The 21218-nt window shown below is 64.8% G+C and carries 15 protein-coding genes; 12 read left to right on the top strand and 3 right to left on the bottom strand.

Annotated elements, in window-relative coordinates; genetic code table 11:
- Positions 1–19 precede the first annotated feature (19 nt).
- The 7 genes from AC07WS_RS16270 (at position 20) to AC07WS_RS16240 (ending at position 9689) form a co-directional block, all read left to right on the top strand.
- Positions 20–991, top strand: coding sequence for a YVTN family beta-propeller repeat protein (locus tag AC07WS_RS16270; RefSeq protein ID WP_494730093.1), 972 nt, complete (start codon positions 20–22; stop codon positions 989–991).
- A gap of 278 nt (positions 992–1269) precedes the next feature.
- Positions 1270–2058: a polysaccharide deacetylase family protein gene (locus AC07WS_RS16265; RefSeq protein WP_494730337.1), complete on the top strand. Its 789-nt coding sequence runs from the start codon at positions 1270–1272 to the stop codon at positions 2056–2058.
- Positions 2055–3062: a sterol desaturase family protein gene (locus AC07WS_RS16260; protein WP_494730092.1), complete on the top strand. Its 1008-nt coding sequence runs from the start codon at positions 2055–2057 to the stop codon at positions 3060–3062. The genes AC07WS_RS16265 and AC07WS_RS16260 overlap by 4 nt, the downstream gene beginning before the upstream one ends.
- The gene (locus tag AC07WS_RS16255; protein WP_494730091.1) at positions 3062–3877 is read left to right on the top strand and encodes an EI24 domain-containing protein; all 816 of its coding nucleotides are present in this window, start codon (positions 3062–3064) and stop codon (positions 3875–3877) included. Before AC07WS_RS16260 ends, AC07WS_RS16255 begins: the two co-directional genes overlap by 1 nt.
- Before the next feature lie 15 nt (positions 3878–3892).
- Positions 3893–4678 (top strand): competence/damage-inducible protein A, encoded by a 786-nt coding sequence (locus tag AC07WS_RS16250; protein ID WP_494730090.1) that lies wholly within the window; start codon positions 3893–3895, stop codon positions 4676–4678.
- A 365-nt stretch (positions 4679–5043) separates the two neighbouring features.
- Positions 5044–8163, top strand: coding sequence for a transglycosylase domain-containing protein (locus AC07WS_RS16245; protein ID WP_494730336.1), 3120 nt, complete (start codon positions 5044–5046; stop codon positions 8161–8163).
- Positions 8164–8324: 161 nt separating this feature from the next.
- Complete coding sequence (locus tag AC07WS_RS16240; RefSeq protein WP_494730335.1) at positions 8325–9689, top strand: TAXI family TRAP transporter solute-binding subunit; 1365 nt, start codon at positions 8325–8327, stop codon at positions 9687–9689.
- Here the strand turns inward: AC07WS_RS16240 and AC07WS_RS16235 are convergent.
- Complete coding sequence (locus AC07WS_RS16235; protein WP_176361104.1) at positions 9686–10144, bottom strand: rhodanese-like domain-containing protein; 459 nt, start codon at positions 10142–10144, stop codon at positions 9686–9688. The two genes, AC07WS_RS16240 and AC07WS_RS16235, sit on opposite strands and share 4 nt — an antisense overlap.
- Positions 10145–10455: 311 nt before the next feature.
- Here AC07WS_RS16235 and glnA point away from each other — a divergent pair, with 311 nt between their 5' ends.
- From glnA to corA, 5 genes are all read left to right on the top strand, one after another.
- Positions 10456–11871: a type I glutamate--ammonia ligase gene (gene glnA / locus AC07WS_RS16230; RefSeq protein ID WP_494730089.1), complete on the top strand. Its 1416-nt coding sequence runs from the start codon at positions 10456–10458 to the stop codon at positions 11869–11871.
- Between the two features lie 125 nt (positions 11872–11996).
- Complete coding sequence (locus tag AC07WS_RS16225; RefSeq protein ID WP_494730088.1) at positions 11997–12482, top strand: DUF4124 domain-containing protein; 486 nt, start codon at positions 11997–11999, stop codon at positions 12480–12482.
- Positions 12479–13585: a nitrogen regulation protein NR(II) gene (gene glnL, locus AC07WS_RS16220; RefSeq protein ID WP_494730087.1), complete on the top strand. Its 1107-nt coding sequence runs from the start codon at positions 12479–12481 to the stop codon at positions 13583–13585. The genes AC07WS_RS16225 and glnL overlap by 4 nt, the downstream gene beginning before the upstream one ends.
- Positions 13586–13654: 69 nt before the next feature.
- Positions 13655–15154 (top strand): nitrogen regulation protein NR(I), encoded by a 1500-nt coding sequence (gene ntrC, locus AC07WS_RS16215; RefSeq protein WP_494730086.1) that lies wholly within the window; start codon positions 13655–13657, stop codon positions 15152–15154.
- A 91-nt stretch (positions 15155–15245) separates the two neighbouring features.
- Positions 15246–16214 carry a magnesium/cobalt transporter CorA gene (gene corA, locus AC07WS_RS16210; protein ID WP_494730085.1) on the top strand — a complete coding sequence of 323 codons (969 nt, stop codon included), beginning with the start codon at positions 15246–15248 and terminating at the stop codon, positions 16212–16214.
- Positions 16215–16260: 46 nt separating this feature from the next.
- Here the strand turns inward: corA and AC07WS_RS16205 are convergent, their stop codons facing one another.
- Together AC07WS_RS16205 and AC07WS_RS16200 are read right to left on the bottom strand one after the other, a co-directional pair.
- Positions 16261–19020 (bottom strand): TonB-dependent receptor, encoded by a 2760-nt coding sequence (locus tag AC07WS_RS16205; RefSeq protein WP_494730084.1) that lies wholly within the window; start codon positions 19018–19020, stop codon positions 16261–16263.
- Positions 19021–19399: 379 nt separating this feature from the next.
- Complete coding sequence (locus tag AC07WS_RS16200; protein ID WP_494730083.1) at positions 19400–21040, bottom strand: NAD(P)/FAD-dependent oxidoreductase; 1641 nt, start codon at positions 21038–21040, stop codon at positions 19400–19402.
- Positions 21041–21218 lie beyond the last annotated feature (178 nt).

Below are 21218 nucleotides of genomic sequence, written 5' to 3'. Positions count from 1 at the left end.
TCTTTCAAGCGATTTTTACATGCTCCGTAGTTTCCGCCGTATCGTGCTTTCCTGTGTCTGCGCCGCCACTGCCCTCGGCAGCGCGCAGGCGAACGTGGTGGTTGTGCTCAACTCGCGCGACGCCACCGTGCAGCTGCTGGACCAGGAAACCTACAAAGACCTGTCCACTTTCCCGGTCGGCAAAGAACCGCACCACCTGATGTCCACCCCGGACAACAAGTCCCTGATCGTCGCCAGCTCGGTGGGCAACGAACTGATCTTCCTCGATCCGAAGAGCGGGCAGATCCAGCGCACCATCAAGGACATCCTCGACCCGTACCAGATCGGCTTCTCGCCGGACCAGAAGTGGTTCGTGTCGAACTCGCTGCGCCTGGACCGCGTCGACCTGTACAAGTACGACGGCGCCAGCCTGGCGCTGGCCAAGCGCATCCCGCTGGCCAAGCTGCCCAGCCACATGGCCTTCAACGCCGCCAGCAACATGGTGTTCATCACCCAGCAGGGCAGCGACCAGGTCAGCGCCATCGACCTGAGCACGCAGACGCTGAAGTGGACCATGTCGGTCGGTAAGCTGCCGGCCGGTATCGCCATGACGCCGGACGACAAGTATCTGCTGGTCGGCATCATGGGCAGCGACTACGTCGAGGTGATCGACTGGAAAACCCAGAAGACCGTCAAGCGCATCAAGACCGGGCAGGGCGCGCACAACTTCCGCGCGGCCGGCGACGGCCGCAACATCTTCGTGTCGAACCGGGTGTCGAACTCGATCAACATCATCGACCAGAAGACGCTGGAAAACGTCGGCCAGATCAATGTGCCCGGCGGCCCGGACTGCATGGAAGTGACCGCCGACGGCAAGACCATGTGGGTCACGCTACGCTGGATCAAGAAAGTGGCCGTGATCGACCTGGCCAGCCGCAAGGTCAGCAAGCTGATTCCGGTGGGACGCTCGCCGCACGGCGTGTTCTTCTTCAACTCCGCCCAGCGCATGTAATGAAAGCCGCCGCCGCCCTGACCATGCTGGCGCTGGCGGCTACGCCTGCGTCGCAGGCCGCCGACAACGCCCGGACGGCCAGCGCGGCCAACAGCGACGCGCGCGATCTGAACGACGCCGCCCGCGCCGCCAACGCCCACGCGCGCAGCCTCAATGGCCCGGCGCGGCGCGCGGCCGAAGCCAAGGCCGCCGGCATCGCCGCCGCGCTGGCCGCCGCGCCGGCAGAGCCCGCAGAATCCGCGGCGCCGGCAGCATCGTCGGCGCCCGCGGCGGCGGCCGTGACGGCCGCGTCGGCCACGGCCACCACAGGCGCCAAGCCGCAGGCGGCGCTGCTGCGCCACAGCGCCTGCAAGGGCACCATCTACCTGACCTTCGACACCGGCAGCCAGTCGCAGGCCGCGCTGATCGCGGACACGCTCAAGCGCCACCAGATCAAGGCCACCTTCTTCCTGGCCAACGAGAAAACCGTCAACGGCGATTATTCGCTGGACCCAAGCTGGGCAGCCTACTGGAAGGCGCGCGTGGCCGAGGGCCATGCGATCGGCTCCCACACCTTCGACCACGACGTGCTGGTCAAGGATGGCGCCGGCGGCGCCCTGCAGGTCAAGCCCGGCTTCGGCGAGTACGCCGGCAAGCTGCGGACCTTGACGCCGGCGCAGTATTGCGAGGAAATCAAACGCGTCGACCAGCGCTTCGTCGAACTGACCGGCAAGCACCTGGACCCGATCTGGCGCGCGCCGGCCGGCCGCACCACGCCGCGCGCGCTGGCGGCGGCGCAGGCCTGCGGCTACGCCCACGTGGGCTGGGCGCCGGCCGGCTTCGCCGGCGACGAGCTCTCCAGCACGGCCTACCCGAATGCGGTATTGTTGCAGAAGTCCCTGCGCGATTTGCGGGATGGCGACATCTTCATCGCCCACATGGGCATCTGGTCGCGCAAGGATGCGTGGGCGCCGGCCAACCTGGAGCCGCTGATCAGCGGCCTGGAACAGAAGGGCTACTGCTTCGCCACGCTGCGCGAGCACCCCGACTATCTTTCACAGTTCAAGCCGAGTTCGAAACACCCATGATGCAATTATTTTCCGACTGGCTGGGCGCCGCCCAAGGCTGGTTGTTCGAGACGGTGATCCAGCCGCTGGTGTTCCAGCTCGGCTTCGGCGAATTCGTCGAGGAAGCGTTCGAGGGCACCGAATGGCTGTTGATCGGCGTGTTGGAGCTGACCCTGCTGTTCCTGGTGCTGCGTCCGCTGGAGACGATGATCCCGGTCCACAAGATCACCGATCCGCGCGCGCGCCGGAACGACTTCGTTTACACCGTGCTGCACCGCATCGGCCTGTTCTCGGTGCTGATCTTCTTCACGCTCGATCCGCTGATGGACAGCGTGGCCGCCATGCTGCGCTTCGAAAGCTTCCAGCCGCTCAACCTGGAATCGCTGTGGCCTGCTCAGTGGCCCCCCCTTGGTCCGCTGGGCAGCTTCCTGGTGTACTTCGTCGTGCTGGATTTCTTCGACTACTGGTACCACCGCGCCTCGCACCAGTTCAACTGGTGGTGGGGCCTGCACGGCCTGCACCACAGCCAGCGGAACATGAACCTGTGGAGCGACAACCGCAACCACCTGCTCGACGACCTGCTGCGCGACGTCTACATGGGCGTGATCGCGCTGTGCATCGGCGTCGAGCCGGCGCAGTACGTGATGCTGGTGTCGGTCTCGCGCATCCTGCAGAGCCTGCAGCACGCCAATGTGCGCATCCACTTCGGCCGCGTCGGCGAACGGCTGCTGGTGTCGCCGCGCTACCACCGCATGCACCACGCGATCGGCGTCGGCCACGAAGCGGCCGACCAGGGCACGCTGGGCGGCTGCAACTTCGCCGTGCTGCTGCCGGTCTGGGACATCCTCTTCGGCACCGCCAATTTCACGCCGGCCTTTGCCGCCACCGGCATCCGCGACCAGTTGCCGCAGACCGACGCGCAGGGCGTGGTCACGCCGGGACGCGAGTACGGCAGGGGCTTCTGGTCGCAGCAATGGCTGGGCCTGAAGCGCATGGTTGAATACGCACGCAAGGATGTGGTCTGATGACGAATGTAATCCGCTCCTGGGGCCGCGCCTTCCTGTCGCAGTGGCACGGCAAGATGCTGGCGATGAGCCTGGCACCCTTCCTGCTGGCGGTCGGCGTGTGGGCCGTGACCCTGTACTTCTGCCTGCAACCGTTGATCGACTACGTGCACGCGCAGTTCGCCGAGCATAACCTGTTCACGCCGGCCGGCAACCTGCTCACTTCGCTGGGCCTGGCCTTCCTGAAGACCGTGATGCCGCCGCTGATCGCCATGCTGCTGTTCCTGCCGCTGATGATACTGACCGCGCTGATCTTCATCGGCGTGATCGCGATGCCGCTGATCGGCCGCCACGTCGGCCTGCGCCACTACCCGCAGCTGGAGCAGCGCAAGGGCGGCAGCCTGGTGGGCAGCGCCGTCACCGCGCTGGGCGGCATGGCGATCTTCATCGGCCTGTGGATACTGACGCTGCCGCTGTACTTCTTCCCGCCGCTGGCGGTGGTGGTGCAGGCGCTGCTGTGGGGCTGGCTGACCTGCCGCGTGATGGTCTATGATGCGCTGGCCGACTACGCTTCGGCCGAGGAACGCCGCCAGATCCTGGCCGAGCACCGCTGGCGCCTGCTGGCGATCGGCGTGGTGTCCGGCCTTGCCGGCGCCTTGCCGGGCGCGATCTGGCTGGGCGGCACGGTGCTGGCGGTGGTGTTCTTCCCCTTCCTGGCGGCCGCCTCGATCTGGCTGTATGTGCTGGTGTTTATTTTCACCGGCTTGTGGTTTGCGTATTATTGTCTCGATGCTCTGGCGCGCATGCGCGCCGCGGCGCTGGTTACCACCCCTTAAAGAAAGCAGGCAAGCATGGCGATCGGTCTCATCATCATCGGCGACGAAATCCTGTCCGGCAGGCGCGTCGACCAGCATTTCCCCAAGGTCGTGCAGATGCTGGCGGCGCGCGGCCTGCAGCTGAACTGGGCCGAGATCCTGGCCGACGATCCCGAGCGCATCACGGCCACGCTCAAGCGCACCTTCGCCAGCGACGACATCGTGTTCTGCTGCGGCGGCATCGGCGCCACGCCGGACGACCACACGCGCCTGGCCGCGGCCAACGCGCTGGGCCTGCCGCTGGTCATGCACGAGCAGGGCAAGATCAACATCCAGCAACGCATCCTGCAAATGGGCCAGGACGCCGGCCAGCAGGTCGACCTGAACTCGGCCGAGAACCTGCACCGTTTGAAGATGGCCGAGTTCGCGCAAGGCGCGGCGCTGATTCCTAATCCATACAACAACATTGCCGGTTTCGCGCTGCGCAAGCATTACTTCGTGCCGGGCTTCCCGGTGATGGCCTGGCCGATGATCGAGTGGGTGCTGGACAACCACTACGCCGACCTGTTCAACCGCGAGCCGCGCCTGGAGCAGTCGGTGCTGGTGTACGAGGCGGCCGAATCGGCGCTGACGCCGCTGATGGTGGCGATCGAGGCGCAGTTCCCGCGCGTGAAGGTGTTCAGCCTGCCGAGCGTGGGCGACGCCAACACGCGCCGGCATATCGAGCTGGGCGTCAAAGGCGAAGCGGCCCAGACGGCCACAGCGTTTCTGCATTTATGCGCGGAGCTCAAGAAGCTTCATGTAGAGTTCAGCAACACTTAATATCACACTGCTATCAGACGGGTCGGGACGGCGTTCTTTCCTCGGAGAGAGCGCCGTTGTTTTTTTGCGAAAAACAAACGGCGCAGTAAAATTATTCTGCCTCCACGCCGGTTCGCACGCCGCCGATGTGGTGCAATGGAAGCTAGCAATGTAGCTCTACATTCGAGTAAGTTTTACTGAAACAGCTGACCGGTTTGAATCATATGTTAAGCAATCGTCGTTTCCGCCGGCCCCGTCTTGTTGTCCGCGCAGTGCGCAAATTGCGCGCAGGCGCCGCAGCGTTTGGCTATCGCCGTCCACGGCACTTGCGTGTCGTGCCCGACCCCACACCCGAGCAGACCGAGGCGCATCTGGCCCAGGCCCAGATGGACGCGCCGCCGCCCACCATACCGCCGAAGAGCAAGCGCTCGCGCAACGCCTTCCTGCTGGTGTTGCTGGTCGGCCTGTCGTTCGCGGTGTACTGGGGCATCCAGGAAACCCGCACCTCCAGCATGCAGGCGCGCATCTTCACCGACCTGATCGGCAAGATGACGTACAAGATGGAGCCGGGCGCCAGCAAGGCTATCCGCTTCCCGAAAGACAGCCCGTACGACGAACGGCTCGGCTACGCCGGCCTGCCGGACTACCTGGGCAAGCTGAGCGCGCGCGACTACCAGGTCAGCGCGCAGGTGCGCATCTCGCCCAAGATGGCCGAGCTGGCCGACATGGGCGTGTTCGCCACCTACCGCGAGAAGACCAAGACCGGCCTGACGATCTACGACTGCCGCGCGCAGCAGCTGTTCGCCGCCAGCTATCCCGAGCGGGTCTACAACAAGTTCGAGCAGGCGCCGATGGCGCTGATCAACAGCCTGCTGTTCATCGAGAACCGCGAGCTGCTCGACACCAAATATCCAACCCGCAATCCGGCCGTCGAGTGGGACCGGCTGGGCAAGGCCGTGATCGAGAAGAGCGTCAGCTCGGTGGCCGGCGGACACCGCGCGGCCGGCGGCAGCACGCTGGCCACGCAGATCGAAAAGTACCGCCACTCGCCGGAAGGCCGCACCGGTTCGATGAAGGACAAGCTGCAGCAGATGGTCTCGGCCAGCCTGCGCTCCTACCAGGACGGGCCGGACACCACCAAGGCGCGGCGCCGCATCGTGATCGACTACCTGAACACGGTGCCGCTGTCGGCCAAGCCCGGCTACGGCGAGGTGAACGGCATCGGCGACGGCATGTGGGTGTGGTACGGCCGCGGCTTCGCCGACTTCAACCGCCTGCTGGGCGGCAAGCTCGACAATCCCGACGCGGAAACCGCGCTGACCTACAAGGAAGCGCTGAGCCTGATGATCGCGCAGCGCCGCCCCAGCTACTACCTGGGCAACGGCGCGGCCGACCTGGAAGTGCTGGCCAACAGCCACCTGCGCATCCTCGCGCAGGACGGCATCATCACGCCGGCCATGCGCGACCTGGCCTTGCAGCAGAAGCTGCATCCGGCCACCGGCAGCGGCGTGGAGTCGGCGCCGGCCATGACCTTCGTGTCGCGCAAGGCCTCGAACGCGATCCGCAACCACCTGGCCAACCTGCTGGGCGACAACCGCATGTACAACCTGGACCGCCTCGACCTGAGCGTGACCAGCACGCTGGACGCGCAGGCGCAGACCGCCGTCACGCAGGTGCTGCGCGACCTGCGCGATCCGGAGAAGGCCAAGGCCGCCGGCCTGACCGGCAAGGGCATGCTGGGCAACGGCGATCCGGCCAACGTGGTGTACAGCTTCACCTTGCTGGAGAAGGGCGAGCAGAACAACCTGCTGCGCCTGCAGACCGACAACTTCGACCAGCCGCTCGACATCAACGAAGGCGCCAAGCTGGACCTGGGCTCGACCGCCAAGCTGCGCACGCTGGTGACCTATCTGGACATCGTCGACCAGCTGCACAAGAAGTTTGGCGGCATGGACGCGGCCGCGCTGGGCAAGGTGACGGTCGATCCGCAGGACAAGCTGTCGCAATGGGCGCTGGAGTATTTCAAGGCGCTGCCGCTGGAGAAGGGCGGACGCGAGCTGACGCCGATGCTCAACGCGGCCATGGAGCGCAAGTATTCCGGCAATCCGGGCGAGGGCTTCTTCACCGGCGGCGGCCTGCACCACTTCGGCAACTTCTCCAAGGAAGACAACGGCAAGATCCTGACCGTGACCGAGGCGCTGCGCCACTCCACCAACCTGGTGTTCGTGCGTCTGATGCGCGACGTGGCCAAGTACTACATGTTCCAGACGCCGGGTTCGTCGGCCTCGCTGCTGGCCGACTCGGACGATCCGCGCCGCGCGCAATACCTGGCGCGCTTCGCCGACAAGGAGGGCAAGGAATTCCTGGCGCGCTTCTACGCCAAGTACAAGGGTAAGCCGGAGTCCGAGCTCGACAAGATCCTGCTGGCCAACATCCGCAGCACGCCGGTGCGGCTGGCGGTGATCCACCGCACCGTGTATCCGCTGGCCAGCCAGCAGCAGTTCGCCGCCTTCCTGAAGGACAACCTGCCGTCGCAGAACGAAGTGCCGGAAGACCGCGTGGCCAAGCTGTACGAGCAGTACGCGATCGACAAGTGGTCGCTGGCCGACCGCGGCTACCTGGCCAGCGTGCACCCGCTGGAGCTGTGGATGGCGGCCTACATGCGCTTGCATCCGGGCGCGACGCTGTCGCAGATGACGGCCGCCAGCGAGAAGGAGCGGCAGGAAGTCTACCAGTGGCTGTTCAAGACCCACCACAAGCACGCGCAGGACAAGCGCATCGCCGGGCTGATCGAGGTGGAAGGCTTCATGGAAATCCACAAGCAGTGGAAGAAGATGGGCTATCCGTTTGAATCGCTGGTGCCGTCGTATGCGACCACCTTGGGCGCGTCGGCCGACCGTCCGGCCGCGCTGGCCGAGCTGATGGGGATTATCGTCAACGGCGGCGTGCGCAAGAGCAGCCAGCGTATCAGCGCGCTGCACTTCGCCGAAGGCACGCCGTACGAGACCCTGGTCACCAAGGGCAAACCGACCGCCAACGAACAGGTGCTGTCGCCGGAGGTGGCGCGCGTGGTGGCCGACGCGATTCGCGGCGTGGTGTCGGACGGCACGGCCAAGCGGGCGCGCATGGCCTTCGTCGGTTCGGACGGCAAGGTGATACCGGTCGGCGGCAAGACCGGCACCGGCGACCAGCGCTTCGACGTGTACGGCGCCGGCGGACGGCTGATCGAATCGCGCTATGTGAACCGCTCGGCGACGTTCGTGTTCAACATCGGCGAGCGCTTCTTCGGCTCGATGACGGCGTATGTGCACGGGCCGGGATCGAAGAACTACGACTTCACCAGCGCGCTGCCGGTGCAGCTGCTGGTGGTGCTGGCGCCCAACCTGATGCCGCTGATCGAACCGCATCCGGTCGCCAAGCCGGGGGCGACGCCGCCGGTGATCGTCAAAACCGGCGGCAACGCCACCGCCTCCACGACGCCGCCGCTGCAAGCCTGCGGCGGTTGATTCCACCCCGCACGGCGGCACACCAGGGTCGGACCCCGCATGGGGTCCGACCCTCGGCCTTAAAGGGGTAAAGCGCCGCTCAGCCGGCGGCTTCGCGTTTCCCTTGCATAGTCGCGCATTTGTTGGCAATGTATCAGCCCATGAAACCGATACGTCACCACATGTCCAAAATCCTCAAGTTCACGCAATTCTCCGTGCGGGACTTGTTCGTCGCCGCCGCGCCTTCCATCGCCCTGATTGCCGCCATCTGCGCACTGGCCTACTGGCTGGTCGATCCGGCGCCGCCGCGCACGGTTCGCCTGGCCACTGGCCAGGAAAACAGCGCCTACTCCGAATTCGGCAAGAAGTACGCGGCCGCGCTGGCCAAGCACGGCGTCAAGGTGACGCTGGTGCCGTCGGCCGGCTCGGGCGAAAACCTCAGGCGCCTGAAGGCCGGCGAAGTCGATATCGCCTTCGTGCAGAGCGGCTCCACCAACGAGGAGGCCGCCGAGCGCGAGGGCCTGACCTCGCTGGGCAGCCTGTTTGTCGAGCCGCTGTGGCTGTTCCTGCGCGAGACCAAGGGCAAGCCGCCCATCACCCAGCTGACCCAGCTGCGGGGCATGAAGATCAACTACGGTCCCAAGGGCGCCGGCGCGCCGCGCCTGTTCCGCCAGGTGCTGGAACTGAACGGCGTCGAGAAGGGTGAGGTGGAGCGCTTCTCGCTGGCCAACACGCCGGCCACGGTGGAGCTGCTGGAGGGCCGCATCGACGGCCTGGTGTTCACTTCCGCGCCGGAGGCGCCGCTGATCCAGATGCTGCTGCAGACGCCGGGCATCAAGCTGTTCAACTTCAACCAGGCGGAAGCCTACGCGCGCAAGCTGCCCTTCCTGAGCCATGTGGTGCTGCCGCAGGGGATCGTCGACCTGGGCCGCGACATCCCGGCCGAGGACTACAATCTGATCGCCCCGACCGCCACGCTGGTGGCGCGCGACGACCTGCATCCGGCGCTGGTGGATTTGTTCGTGCAGGCGGCCGCCAGCATCCACAGCGGCGCGGGCTGGTTCTCGCAGCAGGGCCAGTTCCCGTCGGCCAAGTACACCGAGATTCCGGTCGACGCCGAGGCGGCCAAGTACTACAAGAGCGGCCCGCCGCTGCTGCAACGCTACATGACGTTCTGGCTGGCCAATTTCCTCGACCGCATGTGGGTGGTGGTGGTGGCGCTGGGCGCGTTGTTGCTGCCGCTGTCCAAGGTGGTGCCGCCGCTGTACGTGTGGCGCATCCGTTCGCGCGTGTACCGCTGGTACGGCCAGCTGCGCGCGGTGGAGCAGGCGGTGGAGGAGGCGCCGGAGGATATCCGCATGCAGGTCTACGAGCGCCAGCTGCTGCGCCTGAACGAGATCGAAGACTTGGTCAACCAGGTGTCGATCCCGCTATCGTTCGCGGACGGCTTGTACGGCTTGCGCAGCCACATACAGTTCGTGCGCAAGCGCATCCAGTTCCTGATGGGCGAGTCGGCGCCCGCTCCGGATGAGGCTGTGGCGGTCTAGGCGCCGATCCAGGGCAGGTCGGCCTTGCACCAGCCGTTGATGTTCTTGCGGTGGCCGCGCTCGTCCTTCTCGCCCTCGAAGCCCTCGAGGATGTCGTAGCAGTGCTGGTAGCCGTGCTCGGTGGCCAGCTTGGCCGCGCTGCGCGAGCGCACGCCGGAGCGGCACAGGAACAGGATCACCTGGTCCTTGCGCGCCACCGAATTCAACTGCTCGATGAACTCGTGGTTGGCGATCCCGCCCGGATACAGGTTCCACTGGACCGCACCATGTTGGGCCTCCGGTATCGCCACCCGGCCGACCCAGTCGCGCTCCGCATGGGTGCGCACGTCGACCAGCTTGACCGCGTTGTCCGCGCTGACCAGTTCATACGCTTCCTGCGGCGTCACGGCGCCGGCATAGGGCCAGTCTTTGCTGCGGCTGCGCGCCAGCGCAAGAATCTCGTCTATTTTGCTCATGTCATGTTCCAGAAATAAGTTTGAGTTTATTATAGGCTTCCTGCGTGTGCACCACACGCGGACGCACCAAAGCCGTGCAATTTTGAGGAAATTCCCCGAAATGCACAGATACGGTGCAAAATCTCGAATATGCACTGAGTTGGTGCGGTATTGAGCTGCCTCAAATAGCGTCACCTGGGCTTGCCCGTGAATTTTAGATTCATTTGCCGGCGAGTTCAAAGACGCTATCGACACAAGCCCCGGAACTTTAGGCTGGCATGAATACTGCTTACCAAGAGCGCACGAGCCCCACATTCCTTTAGGAGATACGCATGGCAATGACAGCCGCAGAAGTTCTGAAAATGGTCCAGGAAAACGAAGTCAAATTCGTTGATTTCCGTTTCGCCGACACCCGTGGTAAAGAACAGCACGTCACCGTGCCTGTGTCGCACTTCGACATCGACAAGTTCGAATCGGGCCACGCCTTCGACGGTTCCTCGATCGCCGGCTGGAAAGGCATCGAAGCTTCGGACATGATTCTGCTGCCAGATCCAAACACCGCGAACATCGACCCGTTCATGGAAGAGACCACCCTGTTCATGCAGTGCGACGTGATCGAACCGTCGGACGGCAAGGGTTACGACCGCGATCCACGCTCCATCGCCAAGCGCGCTGAAGCCTACCTGAAATCGTCCGGCATGGGCGACACCGCCTACTTCGGCCCTGAGCCAGAGTTCTTCATCTTCGACAGCGTGCGCTGGAAGATCGACATGTCCGGCTGCTTCGTCAAGATCGATTCCGACGAAGCCTCGTGGTCGACCGACAAGGAAATCGAAGGCGGCAACAGCGGCCACCGTCCTACCGTCAAGGGCGGCTACTTCCCAGTGCCACCAGTGGACAGCTTCCAGGACATGCGTTCGGAAATGTGCCTGATCCTCGAATCGCTGGGCATCCCGGTCGAAGTGCACCACCACGAAGTGGCCGGCGCCGGCCAGAACGAAATCGGCACCAAGTTCTCGACCCTGGTCGAGCGCGCCGACTGGACCCAGAACCTGAAATACGTGGTCTGGAACGTGGCCCACAGCTACGGCAAGACCGCCACCTTCATGCCTAAGCCTATCGTTGGCGACAACGGTTCCGGCATGCACGTGCACCAGTCGATCTGGAAAGACGGCGTCAACCTGTTCGCCGGCGACGGCTATGCCGGCCTGTCCGACACCGCGCTGTTCTACATCGGCGGCATCATCAAGCACGCCAAGGCGCTGAACGCGATCACCAACCCAGGCACCAACTCGTACAAGCGTCTGGTTCCAGGCTTCGAGGCACCGGTCAAGCTGGCCTACTCGGCCCGCAACCGCTCGGCCTCGATCCGTATTCCGCACGTGGCCAATCCTAAGGGCCGCCGCATCGAAACCCGCTTCCCGGACCCACTGGCCAACGTCTACCTGTGCTTCGCCGCGCTGCTGATGGCCGGCCTGGACGGTATCGCCAACAAGATCCACCCGGGCGAGGCAGCATCGAAAGATCTGTACCACCTGCCGCCGGAAGAAGACGCGCTGATCCCGACCGTGTGCTCGTCGCTGGAAGAGGCACTGGACGCACTGAACAAAGACCGCGAGTTCCTGACCCGTGGCGGCGTGTTCAGCGACTCCATGATCGACGCCTACATCGAACTGAAAATGCAGGACGTCCAGCGCATGCGCATGACGACTCACCCTGCCGAGTTCGACATGTACTACTCGCTGTAATTGCAGCGCGCCGGCCACGCCGGCGCCTGTGATGAAGCAAAAAACGCGGGGCGAGCGGCGCTTTCCCCGCGTTTTTCTTTGGATGTTGTATATTCGGGATGGATAGTTCCACCCACGGATTACGAATGACAACTAGTTTCAAACGATGTGTAGTGCTGGCGCTGCTGGGCTGCGGCGCGGCCCATGCGCAGATCTACAAATGCGTATCGCCCAGCGGCAGCATCGAGTACACCGACGTCAACCGCGGCAGCCATTGCAAGTCCATGGACTTGCCGGGCACCGTGATTCCGGCGCCGCCGCGCCGCCAGGGGACGCCTGCGCGCAGCGTGCCGGCGCCGCTCAGCACGCCGGGCGACTTTCCCCGCGTCGACAGCGCCGAGCAGCGCGCGCGCGACGCCGACCGCCGCGCCATCCTGGAGGACGAGCTGAAAAGCGAGACGCAAAAGCTGGCCGAGCTGCGCAAGGAGTTCAACAACGGCGAGCCGGAACGGCGCGGCGACGAGCGCAACTACGCCAAATACCTGGACCGGGTGGCCGGCATGCGCGACAGCATCAGCCGCTCGGAAAAGAATATCGAAGCCTTAAAACGTGAGATCGCGAATATCCGATGACCAGTTTGAACCCCATCAGTCACAACGCCGGCAAGCACCGGCCGCCGGCCCTGGCCGGCCTGGAGCTGCTGGCTTCGGCCGTGGTGCTGCTGGACGCCGAAGGCCGCTTCGTCTACGCCAACGCGGCCGCCGAGAATTTGCTGGAGAGCTCGCTCAAGGCGCTGTCGCGCCAGACGCTGAGCGCGCAGTTCCTCAATCCCTGCGAGCTCGACAACATCTGCACGCAGGCCCGCGAGCACAAGTTCTCCGACCTGCGCCAGGACCTGATGCTGGAGCGCGCCGGCCGCGATCCGCTGCATGTGCACAGCATCGTCTCGGCGCTGGAAGACCCGCCCGGCCACGTGCTGATCGAGCTGCGCGAGCACCTGCAGCACCTCAAGCTGGACCGCGAGGAGCGCATCCTCGACCAGAGCCAGGTCAACAAGGAGCTGATCCGCAACCTGGCGCACGAGATCAAGAACCCGCTGGGCGGCATCCGCGGCGCCGCGCAGCTGCTGGAGATGGAACTGCCGGCGCTGCATGCCGGCCAGCTGCGCGAGTACACCCAGGTCATCATCAAGGAGGCCGACCGGCTGCAGACGCTGGTCGACCGCCTGCTGGCGCCGCACCGCCGGCCGCACATTGTCGGCGACGTCAACATCCACGAGGTGCTCGAGCGCGTGCGCAGCCTGATGCTGGCCGAGTTCCCGTCCGGCCTGACCATCCTGCGCGACTACGACGCCTCCATCCCCGAGTTCCGCGGCGACAAGGAGCAGCTGATCCAGACCGTGCTCAACATCGCGCACAACGCCGCCCAGGCGCTCGCCGGCCGCATCGAGGCGGGCGACGCGGAGATCGTTTTCAAGACGCGCGTGGCGCGTCAGGTCACGCTGGCCAAGGTCCGCTACGGGCTGGCATTAGACTTGCATATCATCGACAATGGACCGGGTATCGCACCCCAGATCCGCGACCGGATTTTCTACCCCTTGGTATCGGGCAGGGAAGGGGGCAGCGGCTTGGGCTTGACCCTAGCGCAAACCTTCGTGCAGCAGCACATGGGCGTGATCGAGTGTGAGAGCCGGCCTGGATATACGGACTTCCGCATCCTGCTGCCGCTGCCATAAGCCCAGGCAAGCAGGGGCGGGTGCCGAGTCCCTTGATTGACGATCCATATTGCGGGATACACACAACACATGAAGCCAATCTGGATAGTAGACGACGACGAATCGATCCGCTGGGTACTGGAAAAAGCGCTGGCGCGGGAAAACCTCGCCACCAAGAGTTTTGCCAACGCGCGCGACGCCATCGCCGCGCTGGAGTTCGAGACGCCGCAGGTGCTGGTGTCCGACATCCGCATGCCGGGCGACTCCGGCCTCGACCTGCTGCAGCTGGTGAAGTCGCGCTTCCCCGGCCTGCCGGTCATCATCATCACCGCCTTCTCCGACCTGGACTCGGCCGTCGCGGCCTTCCAGGGCGGCGCCTTCGAATACCTGGCCAAGCCGTTCGACATCGACAAGGCCGTCGAGCTGATCCGCCGCGCGCTGGACGAGAGCCTGCGCGAGACCAGCGTCGAATCGGGGCCGTCGGAAACGCCCGAGATCCTTGGCCAGGCGCCGGCCATGCAGGAGGTGTTCCGCGCCATCGGCCGCCTGTCGCAATCGAACGTGACGGTGCTGATCACCGGCGAATCGGGCTCGGGCAAGGAGCTGGTGGCGCGTGCGCTGCACAAGCACAGCCCGCGCGCGTCGCAGCCCTTCATCGCCTTGAACACGGCGGCCATCCCCAAGGACTTGCTCGAGTCCGAACTGTTCGGCCACGAGCGCGGCGCCTTCACCGGCGCCCAGACCACGCGCCGCGGCCGCTTCGAACAGGCCGAGAACGGCACGCTGTTCCTCGACGAGATCGGCGACATGCCCTTCGACCTGCAGACGCGTTTGCTGCGCGTGCTGTCGGACGGCCACTTCTACCGCGTCGGCGGCCACCAGCCGCTCAAGGCCAACGTGCGCGTGATCACGGCGACGCACCAGAATCTTGAACAGCGCGTGCGCGAGGGCTTGTTCCGCGAGGACTTGTACCACCGCCTGAACGTGATCCGCCTGCGCCTGCCCAGTTTGAGGGAGCGGCGCGAGGACATCCCTATTTTGGTGCGCCACTTCCTGGTGCAGAGCGCCAAGCAGCTGGGCGTGGAGGCCAAGCGCATGAGCGACGCCACGCTGCAGTTCCTCAGCGGTCTGGACCTTCCGGGCAATGTGCGCCAGCTGGAAAACCTGTGCAACTGGATCACCGTGATGGCGCCGGGCCAGACGGTGGAAGTCAAGGACCTGCCGCTGGAGCTGACCCAGGAGCAGGGCCAGGGCCATGCTGCGGCGCCGTCCGAAAGCTACGCGCCGATCCAGCACCACGGCACGGTGATGTCGGTTCCCGTGGCCGAGGCCGCCAGCGCCCAGCCCCCGGCCGGCGCGCCGGACGCCTGGCTGGGCTTGCTGGAGGCGCAGGCCGCCGCCATGCTCAGCGGCGGACAGCAGGAAGTGATGGCGGTGCTGGGCCGGCAGTTCGAGTCGGCGCTGATCCGCACCGCGCTCAAGCACACGCACGGCCGCAAGAACGACGCGGCGGTGCGCCTGGGCATAGGCCGCAACACCATCACCCGCAAGATCGCCGAACTCGGCATCGACGGCGCCAAGGACGATTGATCCCGGCGCCGCCTTCGAACGGCGCCCGCGCGCCGGTTTGAGGTAAGCTCTTGGCTGACGAAGCCAGGGGCTTTTTTTTATTGGAAACTGTATGCTGATTAATTGTGTGGCCTATCAGGACGGCCAGAAGCTGGACGACATCCCGGTCGAGGAGATCAGCGAGTACATCGAGAAGCCGGAGACCTTTGTGTGGGTGGCGCTGCGCGACGCCCAGCCGGAGGAGCTGGCGGTCATGCAGCAGGAGTTCGGCCTGCACGAGCTGGCGGTGGAGGATGCGCGGCGCGGCCACCAGCGTCCCAAGATCGAGGAGTACGGCGATTCGCTGTTCGTGGTGGTCAAGACCATCGAGTGCCGCGACGGCGACGTCGCCATCGGCGAGGTCGACATGTTCGTCGGCGACAGCTACGTGCTGTCCTCGCGCGACGGCCACAGCCAGCAGGGCTTCCTCGGCGTGCGGGCGCGCGCCGAGAAGGAGCCGCACATGCTGCGCCTGGGCCCGGCCTTCGTGCTGTACGCGCTGATGGACGCGGTGGTGGACCGCTACTTCCCGGTGCTCGACATGCTGGAGACGGAGCTGGAAAAAATCGAGGAGCTGATCTTCAGCCAGGGCAAGCAGCGCGACAACATCCAGCGCCTGTATGAGCTCAAGCGCAAGGTGACCATCGTGCGCCACGTGGTGTCGCCGCTGATGGAGGCGGTGGGGCGGCTGCACGGCGGCCGCGTGCCGGCCATGTGCCAGGACACGCAGGAATACTTCCGCGACGTGCACGACCACCTGCACCGCATCAGCTCCGCGCTCGACACGATACGCGACACCATCGCCACGGCGATCCAGGTCAACCTGTCGATGGTGGCGATCGAGGAGAGCGAAGTGAACAAGCGGCTGGCGGCGTGGGCGGCGATCTTCGCGATCTGCACCGCGTTTGCCGGCGTGTGGGGGATGAACTTCAAGGTCATGCCGGAGCTGGAATGGACCTACGGCTATCCGTTCGCGCTGTCGGTGATGGTGGGCGTGTGCCTGTACCTGCACCGGCGCTTCAGGAAGGCCGGCTGGCTGTAGTAAAAAAAACGCCCGCATAAGCGGGCGTTCTTAATGGTGCTACCGATTACTTGAACTTGTAGCCAGCGGTCACGTAGATGAAGCGGCCACGTGGATCGTACTGGTTGATGTCGTAGCCGGACTGGAACTGGTTGGTCACCGCGGTGCCAATCGGGTCAGGCTGCTTGTCGAACAGGTTCTTCACGCCCAGCGCCAGGGTCACGTTCTTGATGCCCTTGTAGGTGACGTTGGCGTCGTAGGTGGCTTCCGACGAGATGAACACTTTGTTGTCGTTCAAGTCGTGGCCAACCTGGTAGCCGCTGCGGTAGTTCTGCACCAGGGTGGTCGACCATGGACCTTTGCTCCAGGTACCGGCCAGCTGATGCTTCCAACGCAGGATCACGCCGCCGTTTTGCGCGCCGATCACCGGATTGCCGGCGCCGTCAACGATGGTGCCGACCTTGTGCGAAATGTCGCCGCCCGGGCTGGTCTGGTCGAAGGTATCCATGTAGGTACCGTTCAGGTTGGCTTCCAGCTTACCGAAGCTGAAGTTGTCCTTCCAGTTGGCGAACAGGTCCAGGCCCTGCACGTTGGCGTTGCCGGTGTTGGCCAGCGTCGACTTGATGCTGACGATGTCGTTGCCGTTCAGGGTCACCAGGCCGGCGTAGGCCGGGTCGCCGGCGCGGAAGCGCGACACGATCTCTTGTGCCGACGGCGTCGCCAGGATGTCGCGGATGTTGATGTTGAAGAAGTCCACGCCGATGCTGGTGGTGGCCACCGGCTGCCATACGGCGCCGAACGAGTACTGCTTGGACTTCTCTGGCTTCAGGTTGGGATTGCCGCCCGACAGAGCATTGACCTGCAGACCGGTTTGCTTGGTCGCTGGATCGTTGAACTGTTCGGAAGTGCCCAGGGTCTGCGGCGTCCACAGGTCGACCAGCGACGGTGCGCGGAAGCCGGTGCCGTACGAACCGCGCAGCACCAGGGTCTTGGTCGGCTGCCAACGGACATTGCCCTTCCAGTTGGCCGCGTTGCCGACGTCGTCGTAGTGGTCGTCGCGCACGGACAGGTTGGCTTCCAGCGATTTGGTCAGCGGAATGCTCAGTTCGCCGAAGGCCGAGTTCACGGTACGGTCGCGGTCGATAGGCACGACCGAACCGCCCAGGCCGGAGATGTCACCCGACTGGTAAGCCGCGCCAGGATTGGTGGTGTAGTTTTCCTTGCGCGACTGGGCGCCCAGCGCGTAGACCGGGGTGATGCCGGCGATGGTCCAGAAGTCGCCGGTGATCTTGGCGTCGAACGAGTCGCTGGTCGATTTCGCCGACAGGAAGTCGCCGGAGAAGGCCGCGCTCTTCAGCTGGTCGGCCAGGGCGCCGGTCTGCACGCCGCCAGCGGCCCATGGATTCCAGTTGCTGCTGTTGATGATCTTGGCGTAGGCCACCTGCGAGAAGTAGCCGGTGGTGACAGCGCTGTTGAGCTTGGACTCGTTGTGGGTCAGCGCCACTTCGTAGTCGACCGCGCCGACGGTGCCCTTGGCGCCAACGACCACGCGTGCCTGCTTGGCGGTATCGACGTTCTGGCGTGGGCCGAAATCGAACACGCGCGAGGTGATCGACAATGGCTTGCCGATCAGCGAGGTGTAGCCGCGGCTTTGCAGGTAAGGCACGGCGATCGACTGGTAGGCCGGGTTGCTTGGGTAGAGCAGCAGTGCCGCGTCCACGCCTTGCTTGGCGAACTCGCCGTCGGTTTCGAAGAAGCTGGCGCGCGCCGGCGAAGCCTGGTAGGTCTGGGTGACTTTGCTTTGCGAGTACAGCACATCGCCGAACAGCTGGTGCTTGTCGTTGAGCTGATAGGTCAGGTTGCTGGTGAAGTTGAACAGCTCGCGATCAGGCGTCAGGCCGACGTCCGGGCCGCTGTCGTAGTAGCAGTAAGGCGAACCCTTGGCGCCGTTCTGCAGCGTGCCCATCTTGATGGTGCTGCACTTGTCGCCGATGGCCAGCGGGTTGCCGTAGCCGGAACCGCCCGAGCTGAAGCCGGCGTCAGGGCCTTTGCCTGGCGTGAACGAACCCTGGATGTTGCCCAGGCCGGTCGCGGTGCCGTTGTAGTAAGGCAGCTTGGTCGAGGTGGACGCGTAGTCGCGGTCGCGGCCGAACAAGGCCTTCTCTTTTTCGTAGGAGCCCGAAACAACCAGGTTCAGCTTGTCGGTGTTGTAGCCGCCGGTGATCGAGGCTTTGCTGTTCTGGCCGCCGCCGCTTTGCGATGGGGAACCGTAGCCGCCGGTGATTTCCACGCCGTCGGTCTGCTTGGCCAGGATGAAGTTGACCACGCCGGCCACCGCATCGCTGCCGTACACGCCGGACGCGCCGTCTTTCAGCACTTCGACGCGCTCGATGGCGGCCAGCGGGATGACGTTGACGTTGACCGAGGCGCCGTCGCTGCCGGCAAACGCTGCCAGGCGGCGGCCGTTGACCAGCACCAGGGTGCGGGTCGAGCCCAGGCCGCGCAGCGAGATCGACGACAGGCCGCCGGTCGAGGTGCCGGCGCCGGTGGCGTTGCTGGTGCCGCCAGCCGAGGAGAAGGCCGAGATCGACTGCAGTAGCTCTTCGGTGCTGGTGGCGCCGGTGCGGGCGATGTCAGCCTTGGTTACAACTTGTACCGGCAGCGAGGTTTCAGCGTCTACACGCTTAATCGACGAGCCGGTGATTTCTACGCGTTGTATGACAGGGGTATCCTGTGCAAATACTGGCTGGGCCAGCAGGCCTGCACCGATCAGTGCAGCGCTGCCCGAAAACATCAGGCGCAGTGAACGCGAAATTACGGTTTCCATCATCATTGCTTTGAACTCCTAGCGAGGTTGCTGCTTGTTGCTTTGTCATTGAAAATTACACAATGAATAATCCATCAATAGATTATCCAAGGCGGTCATCAGACCACTTGAGTCGGCCACGGTCAATTATCAGTCTGTAACAACAGTGAAATAAACAACAGATTTCACGGTTATTTCAAAAAATAGCGATTTTTTTACACAAAAATACAAAGTATTTGGTTGTTTGTGGCTGATTGGTGCTAGGGCGCCGCGAAACATGCAACCATATTCATGCAGGCCGGGCGATGTGATGTGCGATGACTGATGTCGTCCTGATAACAGGCGCAGGGAGGGGCGCCGGCCGCCGCGCATGGGGCGGCGGCCGGTCTGGGGAGGGGAATTACGGCTGCTGGTCGGCGGCCATGGACAGGGCCACGGCCTCGGCCACCTTGATGCCGTCGACGCCGGCCGACAGGATGCCGCCCGCATAGCCGGCGCCTTCGCCGGCCGGGAACAGGCCGCGCGTGTTCAGGCTTTGCAGCGTGTCGTCGCGGCGCTTGATGCGGATCGGCGACGAGGTGCGCGTCTCCAGGCCGGTCAGCACGGCGTCGTGCTTGAAGTAGCCCTTGACCTGCTTGTCGAAGGCCGGGAAGGCTTCGCGCAGCGCCGTCACGGCGAACTCCGGCAGGATGGTCGCCAGGTCGGTCAGGTGCACGCCCGGCTTGTACGACGGCACCACGCTGCCGAATGCGGTGGAGGCGCGGCCGGCCACGAAGTCGCCCATCAGCTGGCCCGGCGCGTTGTAGGTGCCGCCGCCCAGCTCGAAGGCCTTTTCCTCCAGCCGGCGCTGGAACTCGATGCCGGCCAGCGGGTGGCCCGGATAGTCGACCTCCGGCGAAATGCTGACCACGATGGCGCTGTTGGCGTTGCGTTCGTTGCGCGAATACTGGCTCATGCCGTTGGTCACCACGCGGCCCGGTTCGGACGCGGCCGCCACCACCGTGCCGCCCGGGCACATGCAGAAGCTGTACACGGCGCGGCCGTTGGAGGCGTGGTGCACCAGCTTGTAGTCGGCCGCGCCGAGAATCGGGTGGCCGGCGTTGGGGCCGAAGCGGCAGGCGTCGATCAGCGACTGCGGGTGCTCGACCCGGAAGCCGATCGAGAACGGCTTGGCCTCGATGTAGACGCCGCGCTGGTGCAGCATTTCAAAGGTGTCGCGCGCGCTGTGGCCGATCGCCAGCACCACGTGGTTGGTGACGATCTTCTCGCCGCTCTCCAGCGTCAGGCCGCGCACCTGGCCGCCGTCCGGGCCCTGCTCGATGTCGATGTCGACCACCTTGCTCTCGAAGCGGTACTCGCCGCCCATCTGCTCGATGTTGGCGCGCATCTGCTCGACCATCTTCACCAGGCGGAAGGTGCCGATGTGCGGCTTGCTGACGTAAATGATCTCCTCCGGCGCGCCGGCCTTGACGAACTCGGTGAGCACCTTGCGGCCGTAGTGCTTGGGGTCCTTGATCTGGCTGTACAGCTTGCCGTCCGAGAAGGTGCCGGCGCCGCCCTCGCCGAACTGCACGTTCGACTCGGGGTTGAGCTCGCGCTTGCGCCAGAAGCCGAAGGTGTCGACGGTGCGCTCGCGCACCTGCTTGCCGCGCTCGAGGATGATGGGGCGCAGGCCCATCTGCGCCAGGATCAGCGCGGCGAACAGGCCGCACGGGCCGGTGCCGATCACCACCGGGCGCGGGTTCTGGTCGTGGCCGGCGAGCTGCTCGCCGCGGGCGACGAATTTGTAGGACGTGTCTGGCGACGGCATCAGGTGGGCGTCGTGCTGCAGGCGCTTGAGCAGTTCGGCCTCGTCCTTGACGTCGACGTCGAGCGAGTAGATCAGCACGATCGCGGTTTTCTTGCGGGCGTCGTAGCTGCGCTTGAAGACGGTGTAGCCGAGCAGGGCGTCGGCGGCGATGCCCAGGCGGGCCAGGATGGCGGCCGGCAGGTCGGCCTCGGCGTGGTTCAGGGGGAGTTTTACTTCATTGAGTCGCAACATGGCAGATCGTTCCGAAAAATTACCGGGCCCCGTAGTTAGCGGGGAGGGACGCGGGCGCGGCCCGCGAGCCGCTATTTTACCGCAAGCGCCCGCCCATAAAAAAAGCCCCGTCAGCCTGAACGCGCTCAAGATCGCGCTCAGTGCAGACGGGGCTTGCGACCATCCCGGGCCTGGGCCC

This window comes from Duganella sp. GW821-FHT01E12 (assembly GCF_059422325.1).
This window is presented reverse-complemented; position numbering and strand designations above follow the sequence as displayed.

What these genes read in the sequence shown, in the direction of transcription:
- AC07WS_RS16270 (WP_494730093.1), top strand. Translation starts at nt 20, where the DNA reads ATGCTCCGTAGTTTCCGCCGTATCGTGCTTTCCTGTGTCTGCGCCGCC.
- AC07WS_RS16260 (WP_494730092.1), top strand. Translation starts at nt 2,055, where the DNA reads ATGATGCAATTATTTTCCGACTGGCTGGGCGCCGCCCAAGGCTGGTTG.
- AC07WS_RS16255 (WP_494730091.1), top strand. Translation starts at nt 3,062, where the DNA reads ATGACGAATGTAATCCGCTCCTGGGGCCGCGCCTTCCTGTCGCAGTGG.
- AC07WS_RS16250 (WP_494730090.1), top strand. Translation starts at nt 3,893, where the DNA reads ATGGCGATCGGTCTCATCATCATCGGCGACGAAATCCTGTCCGGCAGG.
- AC07WS_RS16245 (WP_494730336.1), top strand. Translation starts at nt 5,044, where the DNA reads ATGGACGCGCCGCCGCCCACCATACCGCCGAAGAGCAAGCGCTCGCGC.
- AC07WS_RS16240 (WP_494730335.1), top strand. Translation starts at nt 8,325, where the DNA reads ATGTCCAAAATCCTCAAGTTCACGCAATTCTCCGTGCGGGACTTGTTC.
- AC07WS_RS16235 (WP_176361104.1), bottom strand. Translation starts at nt 10,144, where the DNA reads ATGAGCAAAATAGACGAGATTCTTGCGCTGGCGCGCAGCCGCAGCAAA.
- glnA (WP_494730089.1), top strand. Translation starts at nt 10,456, where the DNA reads ATGGCAATGACAGCCGCAGAAGTTCTGAAAATGGTCCAGGAAAACGAA.
- AC07WS_RS16225 (WP_494730088.1), top strand. Translation starts at nt 11,997, where the DNA reads ATGACAACTAGTTTCAAACGATGTGTAGTGCTGGCGCTGCTGGGCTGC.
- glnL (WP_494730087.1), top strand. Translation starts at nt 12,479, where the DNA reads ATGACCAGTTTGAACCCCATCAGTCACAACGCCGGCAAGCACCGGCCG.
- ntrC (WP_494730086.1), top strand. Translation starts at nt 13,655, where the DNA reads ATGAAGCCAATCTGGATAGTAGACGACGACGAATCGATCCGCTGGGTA.
- corA (WP_494730085.1), top strand. Translation starts at nt 15,246, where the DNA reads ATGCTGATTAATTGTGTGGCCTATCAGGACGGCCAGAAGCTGGACGAC.
- AC07WS_RS16205 (WP_494730084.1), bottom strand. Translation starts at nt 19,020, where the DNA reads ATGGAAACCGTAATTTCGCGTTCACTGCGCCTGATGTTTTCGGGCAGC.
- AC07WS_RS16200 (WP_494730083.1), bottom strand. Translation starts at nt 21,040, where the DNA reads ATGTTGCGACTCAATGAAGTAAAACTCCCCCTGAACCACGCCGAGGCC.